The organism is Pseudarthrobacter sp. NKDBFgelt, assembly GCF_046097905.1.
Taxonomy (GTDB): Bacteria; Actinomycetota; Actinomycetes; order Actinomycetales; family Micrococcaceae; genus Arthrobacter; species Arthrobacter polychromogenes.
Genome location: NZ_JBJURL010000031.1, coordinates 1 through 15571, shown reverse-complemented (window position 1 = coordinate 15571; position 15571 = coordinate 1). Strand labels below are relative to the sequence as shown.

The following is a 15571-nucleotide window of genomic DNA, read 5'->3' as shown; positions in this document are numbered from 1 at the left end:
TTGGGAGGCACGTTCGTGAAAAGTCAGGATGAAACGCTGGAGGAGTGGTGCAGGTCCCTGCTCCAGGCCTATGAGCTCGAGGACGTCCAGGTGGACGTCAACGCCATCCTTGCCCTGGCTGGTGTGGCCGCCCACTCGGTGGTCCGCCCGGCGGCACCGCTGACCACCTTTATCGCGGGTTATGCCGCTGGGCTGGCGTCGGGTTCCGGGCAGGCAACGAACGCCGCTTCCATGGAATCCGCGCTGGCCGTGGCCCGCACCCTGGCCGCCGACTACGATGCTGAAGCCGCCGGGACTCCCGGCGAATGACCAGCGACGCCCAGGAGGAACCGAGCAAACCCGAAGCTGACCAGCCCCGGCATCTCGACCACACATGGGACGAAGCCCGGCAGGCCGCTTTCGACGCCGCCCAGCCGATTCCCGCCGGGCCGGTTGCGCTGGAGCTTGCCCTCGGACGGAAACTGAACCAGGACATCGTGGCGCTGCAGGACATGCCCCACTATGCGTCGTCGGCAATGGACGGCTGGGCGGTGAACGGCACCGGACCCTGGATCCTGGTTGAACCCGGTACGCCCCTTGCCCCGCACCAGGCCAGTCCCATCGCCACGGGGGGACTCATCCCCCCGGGTGGCAAGTCGGTATTGCGCAGTGAAAGTGCCCGGCTGGACAAGGACGAGGACGGACTGCCCATCCTGATGACGGGCGGCACGGCCCGCCCCGGCGAGCCCCGCACCGGCCAGCACGTGCGGAAAGCGGGGGAGGAGGCTTCCGGGGGCGACGTCCTGGTCAGGGCAGGAGTGGTGCTCAACCCCGCACACCTGGCGCTGGCCGCCCTGGCTGGATATGACGAACTTGTGGTCCAGGGAAAGCCCCTGGTCCGGCTGCTGCTGACCGGCTCCGAAGTGGTTGGCCACGGCGTGCCCGTCCCCGGCCAGGTGCGGGACACCTTCGGCCCGCAACTGCCGGCCGTGGTGGGCATGCTGGGCGGGATCCCCGGCGGGCAGCAGAGGATCGGCGATTCCTATGCCGAGTGGCTGGGCGCGCTGGAGGACGTGGTCCCGGAGGTGCCGGGGGCGCCGGACCTGCCGGCCGACGTCGTCATCACCACCGGCGGGACAGGAAAATCAGGCACCGACCACCTTCGCCGGGCCGTAGCTGAGCTGGGAGGGCGGCTGATCATCGACGGCGTGGCCATGCGTCCGGGGCATCCGGCCGTCCTGGCCGAACTTCCGGACGGGCGCTTCGTGCTGGGACTGCCGGGCAACCCGCTTGCCGCCATGATTGCGCTGTCCACGGTAGGGGCCCCGCTCCTGGCGGCGCTGGGGCACGGCGAGATGCCGGCGGTCCAGGACGTGCCGTGCGGAACCACTCTCGAGCCGGAGCCGGGGCGCACCCGCCTTATGCCGTTCCGGCTGCTGTACGGGATGGCCTCCCCGGCCCAGTACACCGGCCCGGGCATGATGCGGGGGCTGGCCTCCGCCGACGGCGTTATGGTTGTTCCTCCCCACGGGGTGAAGCTCGGTGAGCTGGTGCCAGCCTTCGCCCTGCCCTGGGGGCAGCCCATCCCTGCGCCCCCTGACCCCAATGCCAGGCCGAAGACGCGCAGCGCCGGAAGGACAGGCCGGACAGCTGCAAAGCCGGCCGCCACCGGTCCCGTGGACTGGAGCGAACTCCTTGGCTGACGAAGCCCGGGAGGGGCCGGCTGCGCTGGCGTCACCACGGGGCGGTTGCGATGATGGAACCATGAACAGGAACGGTGGGACATGGGACGTGTAACCCAGCGCCGCAAGGTGCACAAGTACGTGCTGGATGGCTCGCCGAATGCCCTCGAGTTCCCGGTCCGGTACCGGGAGGATGTCCTAGCGGTGGAAGAGCCGCTGGAAATACGGCTGGGCAGCATGTCCTACTCCGTCACGATGCGGACCCCCGGCCATGACTTCGACCTGGTGGCCGGGTTCCTGGTGTCCGAGGGCGTCATTTGGGATTCCGGGCAACTCGTCTCGCTGCGCTTCTGCGCAGGGGAAGACGAAAACGGCGTGCAAACCTTCAACGTGGTGGAGGCCCAGTTGCGGCCGGATGTAGAGGCTCCGTCCATAGGCCGGCACGTGTACACCTCCAGTTCGTGCGGCATTTGCGGCACTGATTCCATCGAATCCGTCAGCAAGTCCTCGCACTACAGTCCCGCCGCAGATTCCCTCAGCGTTTCCGCCGAGGTGCTTGCCTCGCTCCCGGACATCCTTCGGGAGTCCCAGCGCCTCTTCGACGACACCGGCGGCGTCCACGCTGCCGGGCTCTTCCGGATTGAGGACGACGGCGGCGCGAACCTTCTGTGCCTCCGGGAGGACGTGGGACGGCACAACGCCGTGGACAAGGTGGTGGGGTGGGCCCTGCGGGAGGGCCTGCTGCCGCTGAGCGGCACGGTCCTCCAGGTCTCGGGACGGGCATCGTTCGAGCTTGTCCAGAAGGCTGCGCTGGCCGGAATACCCGTCCTTGCTGCCGTGAGTGCGCCATCCAGCCTTGCAGTCGAACTGGCCGAGGCCAGCGGCCTGACACTCGCCGGCTTCAGCAGGGGAACCAGCCTCAACATCTACGCAGGTGACGGGAGGATACGGCGGCCGGTGGCAGCTGCGCCGTCGTAGGCCAACCCAGCTGCCTGCTGGCCCGGAAAACAGCCGGGAAACGGTTTCGAAAGGGTTGGTAAAAGGGGTGCCAGCAGGTAGATTTATCCATCGAATGGACACCAGGATCCAGTCCCAAGCGCTAAAGAGGGCACACATTGCATGACGACCGCCGGATCACTGAAGTGCGCCTGCACAGGTTCGTGCGGGAGCGCATCACCCCTGCGGTCTACAGCCGGACCCTTCCCCTCACGCTGAGCAGCTGGGATGCCCCGGATGAACCCGTCCCCGCGCTGGAAGCCATGCGGCAAAAATTCCAGCCGCAGGAACACGGCGCACTGTGGGGAAAGCCTTGGGGCACCAAGTGGCTCCGTCTCCAGGGGGAAGTTCCCGAATCATGGGGCACGGAACCGGACACCACCGTTGAAGTGCTGGTGGACCTTGGGTTCACCGTTGAAATACCCGGGTTTCAGTGCGAGGGCATCGCGTGGCGCCCGGACGGCACCATCATCAAGGCGGTCTCGCCCCGGAACCAGTACATCCCGCTGAAACTCTTGGGTGGCGGCATGGCGGTGGACTTCTACGTTGAAGCTGCGGCGAATCCGGACGTCGCCCAGGGCTGGACGTTCGCCCCCACGCCCTACGGGGATAAGTCAACGGCCGGGGCAGCACCGCAGTACAGGCTGGGAAGCATTGTCATCGCCGAACTGAACCAGAACGTCTGGGAACTGCAGCAGGATATTTCAACTCTCTCAGGCCTCATGGCGGTACTGCCCCTGGAACTGCCCAGGCGGCACGAGATCCTCAGGGCCCTCGAGCGCATGATGGACATCATGGATCCGGACGATGTAACCGGAACCGCTGCCGCAGGACGCGAAGTGCTCGCGGACGTACTTGCCCGGCCGGCATATGCCTCTGCGCACCAGCTGGTAGCCACCGGTCATGCCCACATCGATTCCGCCTGGCTCTGGCCGGTCCGGGAGACTGTCCGGAAATGCGCCAGGACGTTTTCCAACGTCGTGGCGCTGATGGACGAGAACCCGGACTTTGTATTCTCCTGCTCCTCGGCCCAGCAGTTCGCCTGGATCAAGGAGTTCTATCCCGAACTCTTCGGCCGCATCCGCGAGAAGATCCGTGCCGGCCAGTTCGTTCCGGTCGGCGGGATGTGGGTTGAATCGGACACCAATATGCCTGGCGGTGAGGCAATGGCGCGGCAGTTCGTAGAGGGCAAGGGCTTCTTCCTCGCGGAGTTCGGTGTGGACTGCCACGAGGCCTGGCTACCGGATTCGTTTGGATACTCCGCTGCGCTGCCGCAGATCGTCAAGTCCGCAGGCAGCCGCTGGTTCCTGACCCAGAAAATCTCCTGGAACCAGGTCAACAGGATGCCGCACCACACCTTCAACTGGGAGGGCATCGACGGCACCCGGCTCTTTACCCATTTCCCGCCTGTGGACACCTACAACTCGGAGCTGAGCGGACGCGAACTTGCCCACGCGGAGCGGAACTACCGCGACCACGGCCACGGCACAGTGTCACTGGTGCCGTTCGGCTATGGCGACGGCGGCGGCGGACCAACGCGGGAAATGCTGGCTGCTGCCTCACGCGCCGCGGACCTGGAAGGTTCCCCAAAGGTCCGGATCGGCTCCGCGGAAAGCTTCTTCACGCAGGCCGAGGCTGACTACCCGGTCCTGCCGGTCTGGGTGGGCGAGATGTACCTCGAGCTGCACCGCGGAACCTATACCAGCCAGGCCAGGACCAAGAAGGGCAACCGCCGCAGTGAGCACCTGCTGCGGGAGGCAGAATTGTGGTGCGCAACGGCTGCTGTGCGCACCGGCGGCAGGTTCGCCTACCCGGCTGCGGAACTCAAGCGGTTGTGGCGGCTGGTCCTCCTGCAGCAGTTCCACGACATCCTTCCCGGCAGTTCCATCGCCTGGGTCCACCACGATGCCGAGCGAAATTACCAGGCCGTCAGTGATGCCCTTGAGGCCATCATCGGCGGGGCTGCCGCCGCCGTGCTGGGCAGCGGCGACCGGGCATTCCTGCTGAACGCTGCGCCGCATGCCCGGGACGGCGTGCCTGCACTGGCTGCAGGCGAGCCGGCTGCAACGGAGGGCAGGGTCCAGGCCAACCCGGACAACGGGGGCTTTGTCCTGGACAACGGAGTCATCCGCGCCGTCCTGGACGCCGACGGGCTTATCGCCTCGCTGGTGGATTACGCCAGTGGCCGGGAATCGATTGCTCCCGGCCAGCGGGGAAACCTCCTTGAGCTGCACCGCGACACTCCCAACGAGTGGGACGCCTGGGACATCGACGAGTTCTACCGGCGCAACGTAACGCCGCTCACCCGGGCCGCTTCCGTCCGGCTGGTTCACGAAGAGGCAGACGGCGTGGTGCTGGTGGAGCGGCTGGCTGGCGCTTCCACCATTACCCAACGGATCGCACTTGCGCCGGGCAGCCCGTCCCTCTCCATCACCACCTCGGTGGACTGGCAGGAACGCGAGAAACTGCTGAAGCTCGGCTTCGCGCTGGACGTCCGGGCTGACAGGTCGGCTGCAGAGACGCAGTTTGGCCACGTGTTCCGGCCCACCCACACGAATACGTCGTGGGAAACGGCAAAGTTCGAGATTTGTGCCCACCGCTGGATCCATGTGGCGGAGCCGGGGTATGGTGTGGCGATTTCCAACTCCTCCACCTACGGCCACGACGTGGCGCGGAACATCAGGGATGACGACGGCGGCACAACCACGACGGTGCGCCTGTCACTGTTGCGCGCTCCCAAGTTCCCTGATCCGGAGGCGGACCGAGGCCTGCATGAGTTGACCGTCACCATCCGTCCGGGGGCGGATATTGCCGGCGCAGTGGAGGAGGGCTACCGGACCAACCTTGTTCCCAGGCTGGTCCGCGGCGGTTCCCCGGTGGAACCGCTGTTCTCCGTGACGAACCCTGCCCTGGTGATTGAGGCCGTCAAGCTGGCCGAGGACGGGTCCGGGGACGTGGTTGTCCGGCTCTACGAGTCCTTGGGCCAACGGTCTGCAGGAAAGCTGACCGCGAACTTTCCCGTGCAGGGCGTCACACCGGTCGATTTGTTGGAACGTCCGCTCGAGGCCCCAGGTGTGAACGTCAGCGCTGACGGAGCGGAACTTGGCCTCCGGCCTTTCCAGTTGGTGACCCTGCGGTTCGCCTGCTCGGCCGCGGCAATCACCAGCTAACTGAACCGGAGCGTGGGGCCGGGCACTTCGGGCTGCTCACGTTTGCCACGATCGGCCAAAACGGGCCTTAACCAGGCTGAGTGGGGGCGGTCCCCAACGGCCGCCACCACTCATCCCCCCAATAGGTGTGAAGGCCCCCGGAGCGGCCAACGCTTTGGAATTTATCCCCGTTCGAAAACGACCTGCGCTCCACCTTCACACAATCATGATTGTTTCACATTCTAATGAATTTGTGAAAGCCAGCAGGGTTACTTTTCGGTATATGTCCTCTTGGCAGGCGAGGTCCGGCTGCTTCGTACCCTTGCAGCCCAGATCAGCGCCAGGCCAAGGACGAAGCACAGCACGGCCGTGTAGTTGATGACGAACTCCGCCGCCCCCCACTCCGGAGGCACCGCGGGAAAGAGCAGTGTCAGGGCGATAGCTACTCCGCCTGTTGCGAGGAGCGCGGCAGCGACCCGCACCAGCAAGGGCAGGCGGCTTCGGACAGCGCGGACCATGGCAGGCAGCAGCACCAAGGATATGTACGCGGGATAAGCCCGTCCGGCTGCTCCGTAGTATTCAACAAGAACAAAGTTCCGTTCGCTCTTTTCTGACACAGCTGCAAGGCCTGCCGAGGAACCCACTGTATCCATCATGAAGAACAGGACCATCAACGCAAGGGAGATGACCAGCAGCACAACCATGCCCGCTTTACCCGTGATGAGCCGGTACGCGCTGTCGGCGCCGAAACCGCGGGTGACCCGGATCCCGACAAAATAGATGGCTGCGAAGATGATGAAGCGCAGCAGCAGGTTGGCCAGGTTGATGCCGCCCAGGGCCTGGTCGATGGCCACGTAGGGCGCCTCGATGCTCAGGAGGATGGCGACGGTCATCAGTCCGAAGATGTAGAACAGCGACCTGTTCTCTCCACGGATGGCGCTGGGCACCCGGGCTGCAGCGATGAGTCCGCAGGTGGCAAGCGTGGACCACTGAAGAATTTCGATCATCCCAGGTTCTCCCAGATCTTTTCCGTTTGTGCCTGATCCTGCTCCTGGCGTCGCAGCACCTTGCCCAATGCCTGCAGCCTGTCGCCCGCCAAGGCGGTGAGGTCGCCGTCGGAAAGGCTGTCCAGGGCGGCCTGCCGCGCACCCGGCGGCCAGCCCGCTTCCTCTTCGGTGATCAGGCCGGTGGCCACAAGGCCGCCGGCCGGTCCAACGCCGGCAGCAAGGGCGGTGGCAAGCGCCAGCTCCGGTGACAGCCGGTTGGCGGTCAGCTGCGCTGAATAGTTCTGGGGAGCCACTCCGGTGGCTGCGGAAACGCGGTGCCTCACTTCGCCGTCGTCGATCGCGTCAACCCAGTTTTTTACCGAGGTGGCGTGCGGGGCGGCGGAAAGAGGCGGGGACGCAGTCCCGGAGCCGGCGGGCTCCATCGCCGGACGGGCAAGGACAGCGCGCAGGATGTCGGGGGTGGAGACCTGGCTGACAAGTTCGCAACGGGTGGGCGGAACCTGGGGACCGGCCAGGTCCTGGTAGGCCTCGAAGGTGGCCAGGGCCGAGAGTGGATTCACGTTGTAGGCGCGGCTGATGCTGACCACAGTGCTGACTGAGACTTTTCCACGGACCAGCTGCTGGGCCAGGGTGGTCCTCTTGATCCCTGAGATCCTGCAGACGTCAGCCGTGCTGGCGTCCGGCGCAATGCCTTGCAGCCAGCGCTGGAACGCCTTGGCGGGGAGGGTCATGGACAGCTCTCTGCAGAACGGATGGTGTGTCGATTTTAGCGTGCCGCATCCTGGCGGTTTTACCCCTGCTGCCGTTTCGACTATGCTTGATGGTCGAGCCCGTTGGTCCGTACACCCCCCAAGTCCGGACCAGCGGGCTCTTTCATGTCCTGCGGCCCGGGCTCCTTCCTCCCCGGGTAAATGTCAGGGCCCTGCCAGCCAGTGCTCGGGCAGGAAACCCGCTGCGGACGCAGTGGCGAAAGGACAGAACCATGACTGCAACCCTCGTAGCGAAGGACGTTTCCGGCGGCCACGACCACCGGCAGCTTTTCTCCGGGCTCTCCCTGACAGTGGCCCCCGGGGACGTGGTGGGCGTGGTGGGTGCCAACGGAGCCGGAAAGTCCACGCTGCTGCGGCTCCTCGCCGGCGTGGACCAGCCGCAGGAAGGTTCCGTCAGCCTCGCCCCCGCCGACGCCTTCGTTGGCTGGCTTCCCCAGGAGCACGAACGCGTGCCGGGTGAAACGGTGGCAGGCTACATTGCCCGCCGCACCGGCTGTGCCCAGGCCACTGCTGAGATGGAATCCACCGCTGAGGCCCTTGGCAGCGGCGCGCCCGGAGCGGACGACGCCTATGCGCTGGCCTTCGACAGGTGGATGGCCTCCGGTGCGGCCGATCTTGATGACCGGCTTCCCGCTGTCCTGGCGGACCTTGGGCTGGACACCGGTCCGGATGCGGCCATGACCGGCCTTTCCGGCGGGCAGGCAGCGCGGGTGGCGCTGGCGGCGCTGCTGCTGAGCCGGTTCGACGTGGTGCTGCTTGACGAGCCCACCAACGATCTTGACCTCGAAGGACTCGCCAAGCTGGAGGACTTTGTCACAGGCCTGCGCGGCGGCGTGGTGCTGGTAAGCCACGACCGCGAGTTCCTTGCGCGCTGCGTCACCACTGTGGTGGAACTGGACCTTGCGCAGAACGCCGTGGCCGTGTACGACGGCGGCTACGACGCCTTCCTGGAGGAACGGTCCGTTGCCAGGCGGCACGCACGGGAGAAGTACGAGGAATTTGCGGCCACCAAGGCCGACCTGGTGTCCCGGGCGCGCACCCAGCGCGAATGGAGTTCCCAGGGTGTCCGGAACGCAATCAAGAAGAGTCCGGACAATGACAAGATCCGCCGCGCAGCCAGCACGGAATCCTCCGAGAAACAGGCCCAAAAGGTGCGGCAGATGGAATCGCGGATCTCACGGCTGGACGTGGTGGAGGAGCCGCGGAAGGAATGGCAGCTGCAGTTCTCGATCGGAAAAGCGCCGCGTTCCAGCTCCGTGGTGGCAACCCTCCGAGACGCGGTGGTCCGGCAGGGCGACTTCACCCTGGGGCCCGTCAACCTGCAGCTCAACGGCGGGGAACGCATCGGCATCACGGGGCCCAACGGCGCCGGCAAGTCCACCCTGCTGCGCCTGCTGCTGGGCGGCATCCAGCCTGACTCAGGCAGTGCCGCGATGGGTGCTTCCGTGGCCATCGGCGAGATCGACCAGGCCCGCGGACTGCTCGCGGGCAACCTGACACTGGCCGACGCCGTGGAAGCAGTCCTCGTTGACCTGAACCCGGCCGAGGTCCGCACACTCCTGGCGAAATTCGGACTCAAAGCCGACCATACGTCCCGGACTGTGGAGTCCCTGTCACCTGGGGAGCGGACGCGGGCGGCTTTGGCCCTCCTGCAGGCCAAGGGCGTGAACCTCCTTGTCCTTGACGAGCCCACCAACCACTTGGACCTTCCGGCCATTGAGCAGCTCGAAGAAGCGCTGGAAAGCTACGAGGGCGCGCTGCTGCTGGTCACCCACGACCGCAGGCTGCTGGAAAACGTACGGCTGGATGTACGTTGGAATGTGGACAACGGAACGGTAGAGGAGCAGCAGCAATGAGCATGGAAGGGGTGGCCTGGAGCTCCCTGTACAAGATCACCCGGTCGACGAGCGGTTCCCAACCCTTTTCGAAGGCCACCCTGAAGCGTGTCCTGGGCTTTGCCCGGCCGCACCGCGGAAAGTTAATCGCCTTCGTGGCACTGTCCGTGGTGATGGCGTTCCTCGCCGTTGCCACGCCTGTCCTCGCCGGACAGGTGGTGGACGCCATCGTGGCGAAGGCCGCCACCGGGGAAGTGGTGCGGCTCGCCGTGCTGATCGCCGTCGTGGCCGTAGCAGAGGCAGGCCTGGGCCTGGTGAACCGCTGGCTTTCGTCCACGATTGGCGAGGGCGTGATCGTGGACCTGCGCACCAGGGTCTTTGACCACGTGCAGAAGATGCCCATAGCGTTCTTCACCCGCACACGCACCGGGGCGCTGGTCAGCAGGCTGAACAATGACGTGATCGGTGCCCAGTCCGCCTTCGCCGGCACCCTGTCCGGCGTGGTCAGCAACGTGGTGGCCCTGGTCCTGACCCTCATCGTGATGCTGGGAACCTCCTGGCAGGTGACGGTCCTGGCGATGATCCTGCTGCCGGTCTTCCTCATCCCCGCCCGGCGCATGGGCTCCAAACTCGCGGACCTGCGGCGCGAAGCGGCGGAACACAATGCCGCCATGGGCACGCAGATGACCGAGCGCTTCTCCGCCCCCGGCGCCACCCTGGTCAAGCTCTTCGGGCGCCCCCACGAGGAATCCCGGGAATTCGCCGTCCGCGCAGGACGTGTCCGTGACATCGGAGTCCGGACCGCCATGCTGCAGTTTACCTTCGTCACGGCCTTGACCCTCGTTTCTGCGCTCGCGCTCGCCCTGGTCTACGGGATGGGCGGTTGGCTGGCGATCACCGGCCAACTGGCTGCGGGCGACGTCGTGGTCCTGGCGCTGCTGCTCACCAGGCTGTACGCCCCGCTCACTGCACTGTCCAACGCGCGGGTGGAGATCATGAGTGCACTGGTCAGCTTCGAGCGCGTCTTCGAAATCCTTGACCTCAAGCCGCTCATCAGCCAGAAGCCGGACGCTGTGGAATCGCCGCGCGGCCCGCTCTCCGTGGAGTTCGACGATGTCCGGTTCTCCTATCCCTCTGCGGACAAGGTGTCCCTGGCCTCCCTCGAAGACGTCTCCACCCTGGATACCCGCGGCGGCGAGGAAGTCCTGCACGGGGTCAGCTTCCGGGTTGAGCCCGGGCAGACGGTGGCCTTGGTGGGCTCTTCGGGTGCCGGCAAGTCAACCATCGCGCAGCTGCTGGCCCGGCTTTACGACGTCGATTCCGGCGCTGTCCGTTTTGGTGGAGTGACGCCCGGAAAAGGGGTGGATGTCCGCGACCTGACCTTCGACTCGCTCCGGGACACACTGGGCATGGTGACCCAGGACGGCCACCTGTTCCACGAGAGCATTGCCTCCAACCTGCGGCTCGCCCGCCCGGACGCCACCGAGGCCGACATGTGGGAGGCCATCCGGCAGGCCCGGCTGGAGTCCATGATCCGGTCACTCCCGGACGGGCTGGACACCGTGGTGGGGGAGCGCGGCTACCGGCTTTCCGGCGGTGAACGCCAACGTCTCACCATCGCCCGGCTGCTGATCGCCCAGCCCCGGGTGGTCATCCTCGATGAGGCAACGGCGGCGCTCGACTCCACCAACGAAGCTGCCGTGCAGGCTGCCCTCGGGGCGGCACTCGAGGGGCGCACCGCCGTCGTGATTGCGCACCGCCTCTCCACCGTCCGCGCCGCGGACGCCATCCTGGTGGTGGAGGACGGCCGGATTGTGGAACGCGGGACCCACACCGAACTCCTCGCTGCGGAGGGGCGGTACGCCGAGCTCTACCGCACGCAGTTCAACGAGGCCACCGCTGTTGCCCAGGAGGCAGTTCCCGAGCTCTAGGCCTGCCCGTCCGCGCTGCCGGACCTTGCCAGCTCCGGGAGGATATGGTCCGTCAGCAGCGGGGCAAGGTCCCGGGTGGGTTCGGCGCCCAGCGTCAGCCACCGGATCTCGGCGATTTCCGCGGAAGGGTGGGCCTCCCACACTCCCGGGGCCATAAAAACTGTTGCCTCGATGTCCGTGGCGGCCTCATTCGCGGCATCGGCGATCCACACCCCCATCAGCTGCAGTTCCCGGGGATCGAGGACGATGCCCACTTCTTCCGCGAGCTCACGTGCTGCCGCCTGGACGGCTGTCTCCCCGGCCTCGGGTTTGCCGCCGGGATGCATGAACATGGCCGTGCCGCGTTTCCTCACGGTCAGGAGCCGGCCAGTCTTGTCGAAGACACAGACAGCCGAGACCACAATGCGGTTTTTCATGCTGCGGGGCCCTGCCTGCGCACCAGGTGTGACGTCAGCAGCAGGTCCTTGCGGGGGCCCTGGACGTCCCAGGTGTAGCTGAACCTGTCCTGGCCCCCATAGACGTACGTAACGCGGTAGGTATCGGGATCGCACCAGTGGTTGTCAAGGTTGGACGCCGGAGTGAAGCTCATCCGGTGGAAAGGCCTGCCGTCAGGGAAGAACACGTCCATCGCATCCGGGCCCCCGGCAGCCCGCAGGAGGTATTCGCGGGAGGCGGGGCCCGTGAAGGAGGGCCAGCGCATGGTGCCTTCCTCACGGAAGGCCAGGCCGCCGTCGTCCGTGGGGACAAAATGTACGACGCCGGAGAAGGTTCCGCGGGTGCCATCCGCACGGTCCAACAGGTCCCGCTGGACCGTCCACTGCCCGGCGCTGGCAGCGTCCGCGGCGGGGCCGGGTGAGGCGGGGCCGAGGAGGTAGGCGCGGAGCGCGAACTCCGGGGGAGGAAAGTTCAAGTGCCCTCGATTGGAATCGAACCAACGACACCGGCTTTAGGAGAGCCGTGCTCTATCCACTGAGCTACGAGGGCTTAGCATCCGGCGGATCGGCAGGCCAGTCCGGCCGGACACGGATACAAGCATACAAGGTGCTGGGCCGTACTACGCTCAAGGCATGAGTTCAGCGCCGTCCACCGCCAGGCCTGCCACGTTAATTCCGGATACCGCGTCCACCCGCCAGTACATCGGCGCCTGGTCGGTGCTGAGCGTCCTGCAGTATTTTGCCGCGGAGGCGGCAGTGATCGGTGCCTGGGCGGGCCCCAGGCCCTATGACCTGCGGACGGGGTACATCAGTGACCTTGGCGCCCTGAACTGCGGCATCTTTGACGGCCGCGAGGTCTGTTCTCCATTGAACTGGCTGATGAACGCCTCATTCGTGGTCCAGGGGCTCGGCATGCTCCTGGGTGGCCTTTTGCTGAGCTCCGGGCTGCTCTGCGTGGCGGCCCGGGCGGATCTGCGGGTGCAGCCGCGGCGCGGGCCCTGGCTGGCAGCTGTCTGGGTCCGGATCCTGACCGGGACCGCCGGGGCAGGCACTGTGATCGTGGGGCTGGTACCCGAGGACGTAGGTTCCGGCTGGCACATCGTGGGGGCGGTGATGTACTTCCTCGCCGGGGCCGCCGCCCTGCTGGTCCTGGGCATCCTCTGGCTGCGGAAGACAAACTTCGCCTGGTTCATCCTGGTGTGCGGTGCCGTATCCCTCACCGCCCTGGGGACGGGGGGCCTGACGGGAATGGACGTTCCGGAGCCTGGCACGCTTGAGCGGCTCATGGGTTATCCGGTTACCCTGGGCATGGCCACTGCAGGACTGGTTATTGCCCGCCAGGTCCACCGCCACCGCAAAATGATGCGGGCCCGGGCAGCCCTCAGCTAGCGGCCTTGGGCTTGCGGGCGCCGAGGACAACGGCGGCGGCGCCCGCCAGCAGGCTGAGGACCAAGAGGACCCAACCGGCCACGGTGAGTCCCGAGGCGAGGGCCACCTGGCCGGCGTCGGCAGTTCCCGAGGCCAGCACTCCGTCGATGGCGGCGTTGCCCCAGAGCCGGACCACAACGAACAACAGCGGCAAGGACCAGAGCGCCCAGCGCAGGGCCTTCCGGGCCACGTTCGTGCCGATCAGCAGCAGCCAGGTGAATCCGAAGATCAGCGGGAACAGGGTCCCCGCTGTTTTGTGCACGTAGTTAAGCTGGCCGCGCGCGTCGTCGTCCATCACGGCCTGGAGCTGGCTGACGTAGGCCGCATCGAAGCCTCCAATGAGCGAGTCCGGCATGGCCAGGCCTGTGGAGAGGTCACGCATCTGCTCCAGGGTCAGCAGGTGCAGGTACCAGAAGAGGAACAGGCTGGCCACCACGCCGGCGATCAGGATGAGGTTGCTGTTGTTTTGGGCTTTCTGCGGCGTGCGCGCCGTGGTGGGGTTCACCACCGGCGGCAGATGGTGCTGCGGTACCGCCGCCTTCGAGCCGTGTTTCTTGATCCGCTGGGCAGGTGTTTTGGCCATGGCTTCATTATCGCGCCCCTTAAACTGAAGCCATGACCACTGGCCGGCACAGCGCTGTTGAACTTGACCCATCTTTGGACGACTACCAGCTGGCAGCAGCCCTGGTGCGGGAGGCCGGGCAGCTGGCGCTGCTCATGCGGATGGCAGGCCTGCAGTCACAGCAGAAGACCTCCATTTCAGACGTCGTGACCGCCGCTGACCATGCGGCAGAGGCCTATGTCCTGGAGCAGCTGCAGCGCTGCCGGCCACAGGACGGCATCCTGGGGGAGGAAGGCGCATCGGTACAGGGCAGCAGCGGCCGGACCTGGGTCATCGATCCGGTGGACGGCACGTACAACTTCCTGCACGGCTCCACGTACTGGTGCTCGGCCATCGCCTTGAAGGACCAGTCCGATGTGCTGCTTGGTGCCATCTTCCAGCCGGAGGAGGACAAGCTCTGGCTTGGTGGCCGGGCGCATCCGGCCAGCCTCAACGGTGAACGGCTGACGGTTTTCCACGACAACAGGGGAGAGCGCAATGCTACCCCCGCGGCCCAGCTGGGGGCGGCAACCTACATCCACCCCAGCTGGCTGATGGATCCGCTGTGCGCCATGCCCTGGCACGCGGCGGCGACGTCGGCTGCAGCCCTGCGGATGCTCGGCTCCGGCTCGTGCGACCTTGGCCGGGTGGCGGACGGCCAGATCGGGTGCTGGTTCCAGCACAGCTGCCCGGAATGGGACTGGCTGCCCGGCAAGGCCATCGTCCGGGCTGCCGGAGGCGCCGTGGACACGGTGCGGGTCAACGGTTTGGAGTGGTTTATGGCTGGAGGGACGACGGCGGTGCGCGAGCTGCGTGCGGCCCTCGAGTCTGGGTCCGTGGCATAGCGCAAACTCACGCCGCCTCCCGTCGGCTGAAGCGGAGGCTCTTGAGCACCCTGGCCTGCTGACGCTGTCTTCTGCGGCGTTTCCGGCTGCCCCGGGTAGCCGACCTGGCCGCCACGGCAAAGCCCGTGCCGCCTGGTGGGCTCGTGTCCAGCCCTGTGCCGGGTGGGGGAGGCGCCGTGGAGTGGTGGGTGGCCGGTGGGGGTGTGGAGTTCCACCGTGTGCCTGGGCCCGGGTACCGGCGTGGCTGTCCAGCCGGGTGTTTCTTTGGTGTGGTTGCAGGCTTCGCAGAGGCCTTGGCCGTTGGTGCTGGTGGTTGTGCCGTCACTGTGCCAGGGGGTGATGTGGTCGTGGTGGCGGATGGGCGCGTCGCAGTAGGGGGTGCGGCAGGTGTCGTCGCGGACCTGGAGGAACCGGCGGAGCCCGGGAGGGAAGAGCCGGGCCTTGGAGTCCATGGCGAGCAGCTCACCGGTGCCGGGGGCGGTGTAGAGCCGGCGGAGCCACGTGGTGGACTCTGCGGTGTCAGTGTCTTCTCCGAGGACTGTTCGTCTGGCCCAGTGGGCGGGGACGGTGCCGTAGCCTGCGAGGCGGGCGGGTTCGCTGTCGCCCTGGAAGAGTGTGCGGTCGGTCATGACGAGCTGGACTTCGATGCTGCTGACCCCTCCGGGGGTGCCGGTGATGTTTTCGACGAGCTGGTCGGCCATGACCGCGCCCCTGGAGCGTTCATCACCGTTGGCCCGGGCAGTGTCGGCGTGGCGGGTCAGGGCGGCGTACACGGCGACGCCCTGCGCGACCGGGAGCAGAGCGGTCAGGCGGGCCATGGTGTCCGGCGCCGGGCGGAGGGTCACGGTTCGGTCGTTCACCGCATGGCTGGCGCGTTTTGCCACCGAGTGCGGGTCGCGCCGGTACGCGGCAGC

At 66.6% G+C, this 15571-nt stretch carries 13 protein-coding genes, 1 tRNA gene and 1 pseudogene; 8 read left to right on the top strand and 7 right to left on the bottom strand.

Annotated elements, in window-relative coordinates:
• Positions 1-15: 15 nt before the first annotated feature.
• The 4 genes from ACKAE7_RS10210 to ACKAE7_RS10195 all read left to right on the top strand — a co-directional run bounded on the left by ACKAE7_RS10210 (position 16) and on the right by ACKAE7_RS10195 (position 5827).
• Entirely contained in the window at positions 16-309 is a 294-nt protein-coding gene (locus ACKAE7_RS10210) for a DUF6457 domain-containing protein (protein ID WP_181038097.1), read from the top strand.
• Positions 306-1682 (top strand): molybdopterin molybdotransferase MoeA, encoded by a 1377-nt coding sequence (locus tag ACKAE7_RS10205; protein ID WP_408979090.1) that lies wholly within the window; start codon positions 306-308, stop codon positions 1680-1682. Before ACKAE7_RS10210 ends, ACKAE7_RS10205 begins: the two co-directional genes overlap by 4 nt.
• Before the next feature lie 81 nt (positions 1683-1763).
• Complete coding sequence (fdhD, locus tag ACKAE7_RS10200; protein WP_408979089.1) at positions 1764-2639, top strand: formate dehydrogenase accessory sulfurtransferase FdhD; 876 nt, start codon at positions 1764-1766, stop codon at positions 2637-2639.
• A 137-nt stretch (positions 2640-2776) separates the two neighbouring features.
• Entirely contained in the window at positions 2777-5827 is a 3051-nt protein-coding gene (locus ACKAE7_RS10195) for an alpha-mannosidase (protein WP_408979088.1), read from the top strand.
• 248 nt (positions 5828-6075) lie between these two features.
• Here ACKAE7_RS10195 and ACKAE7_RS10190 read toward each other — a convergent pair whose 3' ends face one another.
• Complete coding sequence (locus tag ACKAE7_RS10190) at positions 6076-6813, bottom strand: hypothetical protein (RefSeq protein ID WP_188811096.1); 738 nt, start codon at positions 6811-6813, stop codon at positions 6076-6078.
• Entirely contained in the window at positions 6810-7544 is a 735-nt protein-coding gene (locus ACKAE7_RS10185; RefSeq protein WP_188811098.1) for a hypothetical protein, read from the bottom strand. Before ACKAE7_RS10185 ends, ACKAE7_RS10190 begins: the two co-directional genes overlap by 4 nt.
• Positions 7545-7795: 251 nt before the next feature.
• On the opposite strand from ACKAE7_RS10185, the gene abc-f reads away from it, so the two are divergent.
• Positions 7796-9439, top strand: coding sequence for a ribosomal protection-like ABC-F family protein (abc-f, locus tag ACKAE7_RS10180; protein WP_188811100.1), 1644 nt, complete (start codon positions 7796-7798; stop codon positions 9437-9439).
• Positions 9436-11349 (top strand): ABC transporter ATP-binding protein, encoded by a 1914-nt coding sequence (locus ACKAE7_RS10175; protein ID WP_408979087.1) that lies wholly within the window; start codon positions 9436-9438, stop codon positions 11347-11349. Before abc-f ends, ACKAE7_RS10175 begins: the two co-directional genes overlap by 4 nt.
• Here ACKAE7_RS10175 and ACKAE7_RS10170 read toward each other — a convergent pair.
• The 3 genes from ACKAE7_RS10170 to ACKAE7_RS10160 form a co-directional block, all read right to left on the bottom strand.
• Entirely contained in the window at positions 11346-11765 is a 420-nt protein-coding gene (locus ACKAE7_RS10170) for an NUDIX domain-containing protein (RefSeq protein WP_191035254.1), read from the bottom strand. The two genes, ACKAE7_RS10175 and ACKAE7_RS10170, sit on opposite strands and share 4 nt — an antisense overlap.
• A complete protein-coding gene (locus tag ACKAE7_RS10165; protein ID WP_408979086.1) occupies positions 11762-12259 on the bottom strand; it encodes a DUF6314 family protein in 498 nt (165 codons plus the stop codon). The genes ACKAE7_RS10170 and ACKAE7_RS10165 overlap by 4 nt, the downstream gene beginning before the upstream one ends.
• Position 12260: 1 nt before the next feature.
• Positions 12261-12333: transfer RNA gene (locus ACKAE7_RS10160), tRNA-Arg, on the bottom strand.
• Between the two features lie 83 nt (positions 12334-12416).
• Between ACKAE7_RS10160 and ACKAE7_RS10155 the strand changes: the two genes are divergently transcribed.
• Positions 12417-13172 (top strand): DUF998 domain-containing protein, encoded by a 756-nt coding sequence (locus ACKAE7_RS10155; RefSeq protein ID WP_408979085.1) that lies wholly within the window; start codon positions 12417-12419, stop codon positions 13170-13172.
• On the opposite strand, the gene ACKAE7_RS10150 is transcribed toward ACKAE7_RS10155, so the two are convergent.
• On the bottom strand, positions 13165-13794 hold the full coding sequence (locus ACKAE7_RS10150) for a hypothetical protein (protein ID WP_190614604.1): 630 nt from the start codon (positions 13792-13794) through the stop codon (positions 13165-13167). The two genes, ACKAE7_RS10155 and ACKAE7_RS10150, sit on opposite strands and share 8 nt — an antisense overlap.
• Positions 13795-13826: 32 nt before the next feature.
• Between ACKAE7_RS10150 and ACKAE7_RS10145 the strand changes: the two genes are divergently transcribed.
• The gene (locus ACKAE7_RS10145) at positions 13827-14657 is read left to right on the top strand and encodes an inositol monophosphatase family protein (protein ID WP_188811112.1); all 831 of its coding nucleotides are present in this window, start codon (positions 13827-13829) and stop codon (positions 14655-14657) included.
• Positions 14658-14664: 7 nt separating this feature from the next.
• Here ACKAE7_RS10145 and ACKAE7_RS10140 read toward each other — a convergent pair.
• Positions 14665-15571, bottom strand: a pseudogene (locus ACKAE7_RS10140) (HNH endonuclease); the annotation flags it as partial.

Bases quoted from the DNA above. Each gene is read 5' to 3' on its own strand.
- ACKAE7_RS10145 (WP_188811112.1), top strand. From the start codon at position 13,827: ATGACCACTGGCCGGCACAGCGCTGTTGAACTTGACCCATCTTTGGAC.
- ACKAE7_RS10205 (WP_408979090.1), top strand. From the start codon at position 306: ATGACCAGCGACGCCCAGGAGGAACCGAGCAAACCCGAAGCTGACCAG.
- ACKAE7_RS10175 (WP_408979087.1), top strand. From the start codon at position 9,436: ATGAGCATGGAAGGGGTGGCCTGGAGCTCCCTGTACAAGATCACCCGG.
- fdhD (WP_408979089.1), top strand. From the start codon at position 1,764: ATGGGACGTGTAACCCAGCGCCGCAAGGTGCACAAGTACGTGCTGGAT.
- ACKAE7_RS10155 (WP_408979085.1), top strand. From the start codon at position 12,417: ATGAGTTCAGCGCCGTCCACCGCCAGGCCTGCCACGTTAATTCCGGAT.
- ACKAE7_RS10150 (WP_190614604.1), bottom strand. From the start codon at position 13,794: ATGGCCAAAACACCTGCCCAGCGGATCAAGAAACACGGCTCGAAGGCG.
- ACKAE7_RS10170 (WP_191035254.1), bottom strand. From the start codon at position 11,765: ATGAAAAACCGCATTGTGGTCTCGGCTGTCTGTGTCTTCGACAAGACT.
- abc-f (WP_188811100.1), top strand. From the start codon at position 7,796: ATGACTGCAACCCTCGTAGCGAAGGACGTTTCCGGCGGCCACGACCAC.
- ACKAE7_RS10190 (WP_188811096.1), bottom strand. From the start codon at position 6,813: ATGATCGAAATTCTTCAGTGGTCCACGCTTGCCACCTGCGGACTCATC.
- ACKAE7_RS10185 (WP_188811098.1), bottom strand. From the start codon at position 7,544: ATGACCCTCCCCGCCAAGGCGTTCCAGCGCTGGCTGCAAGGCATTGCG.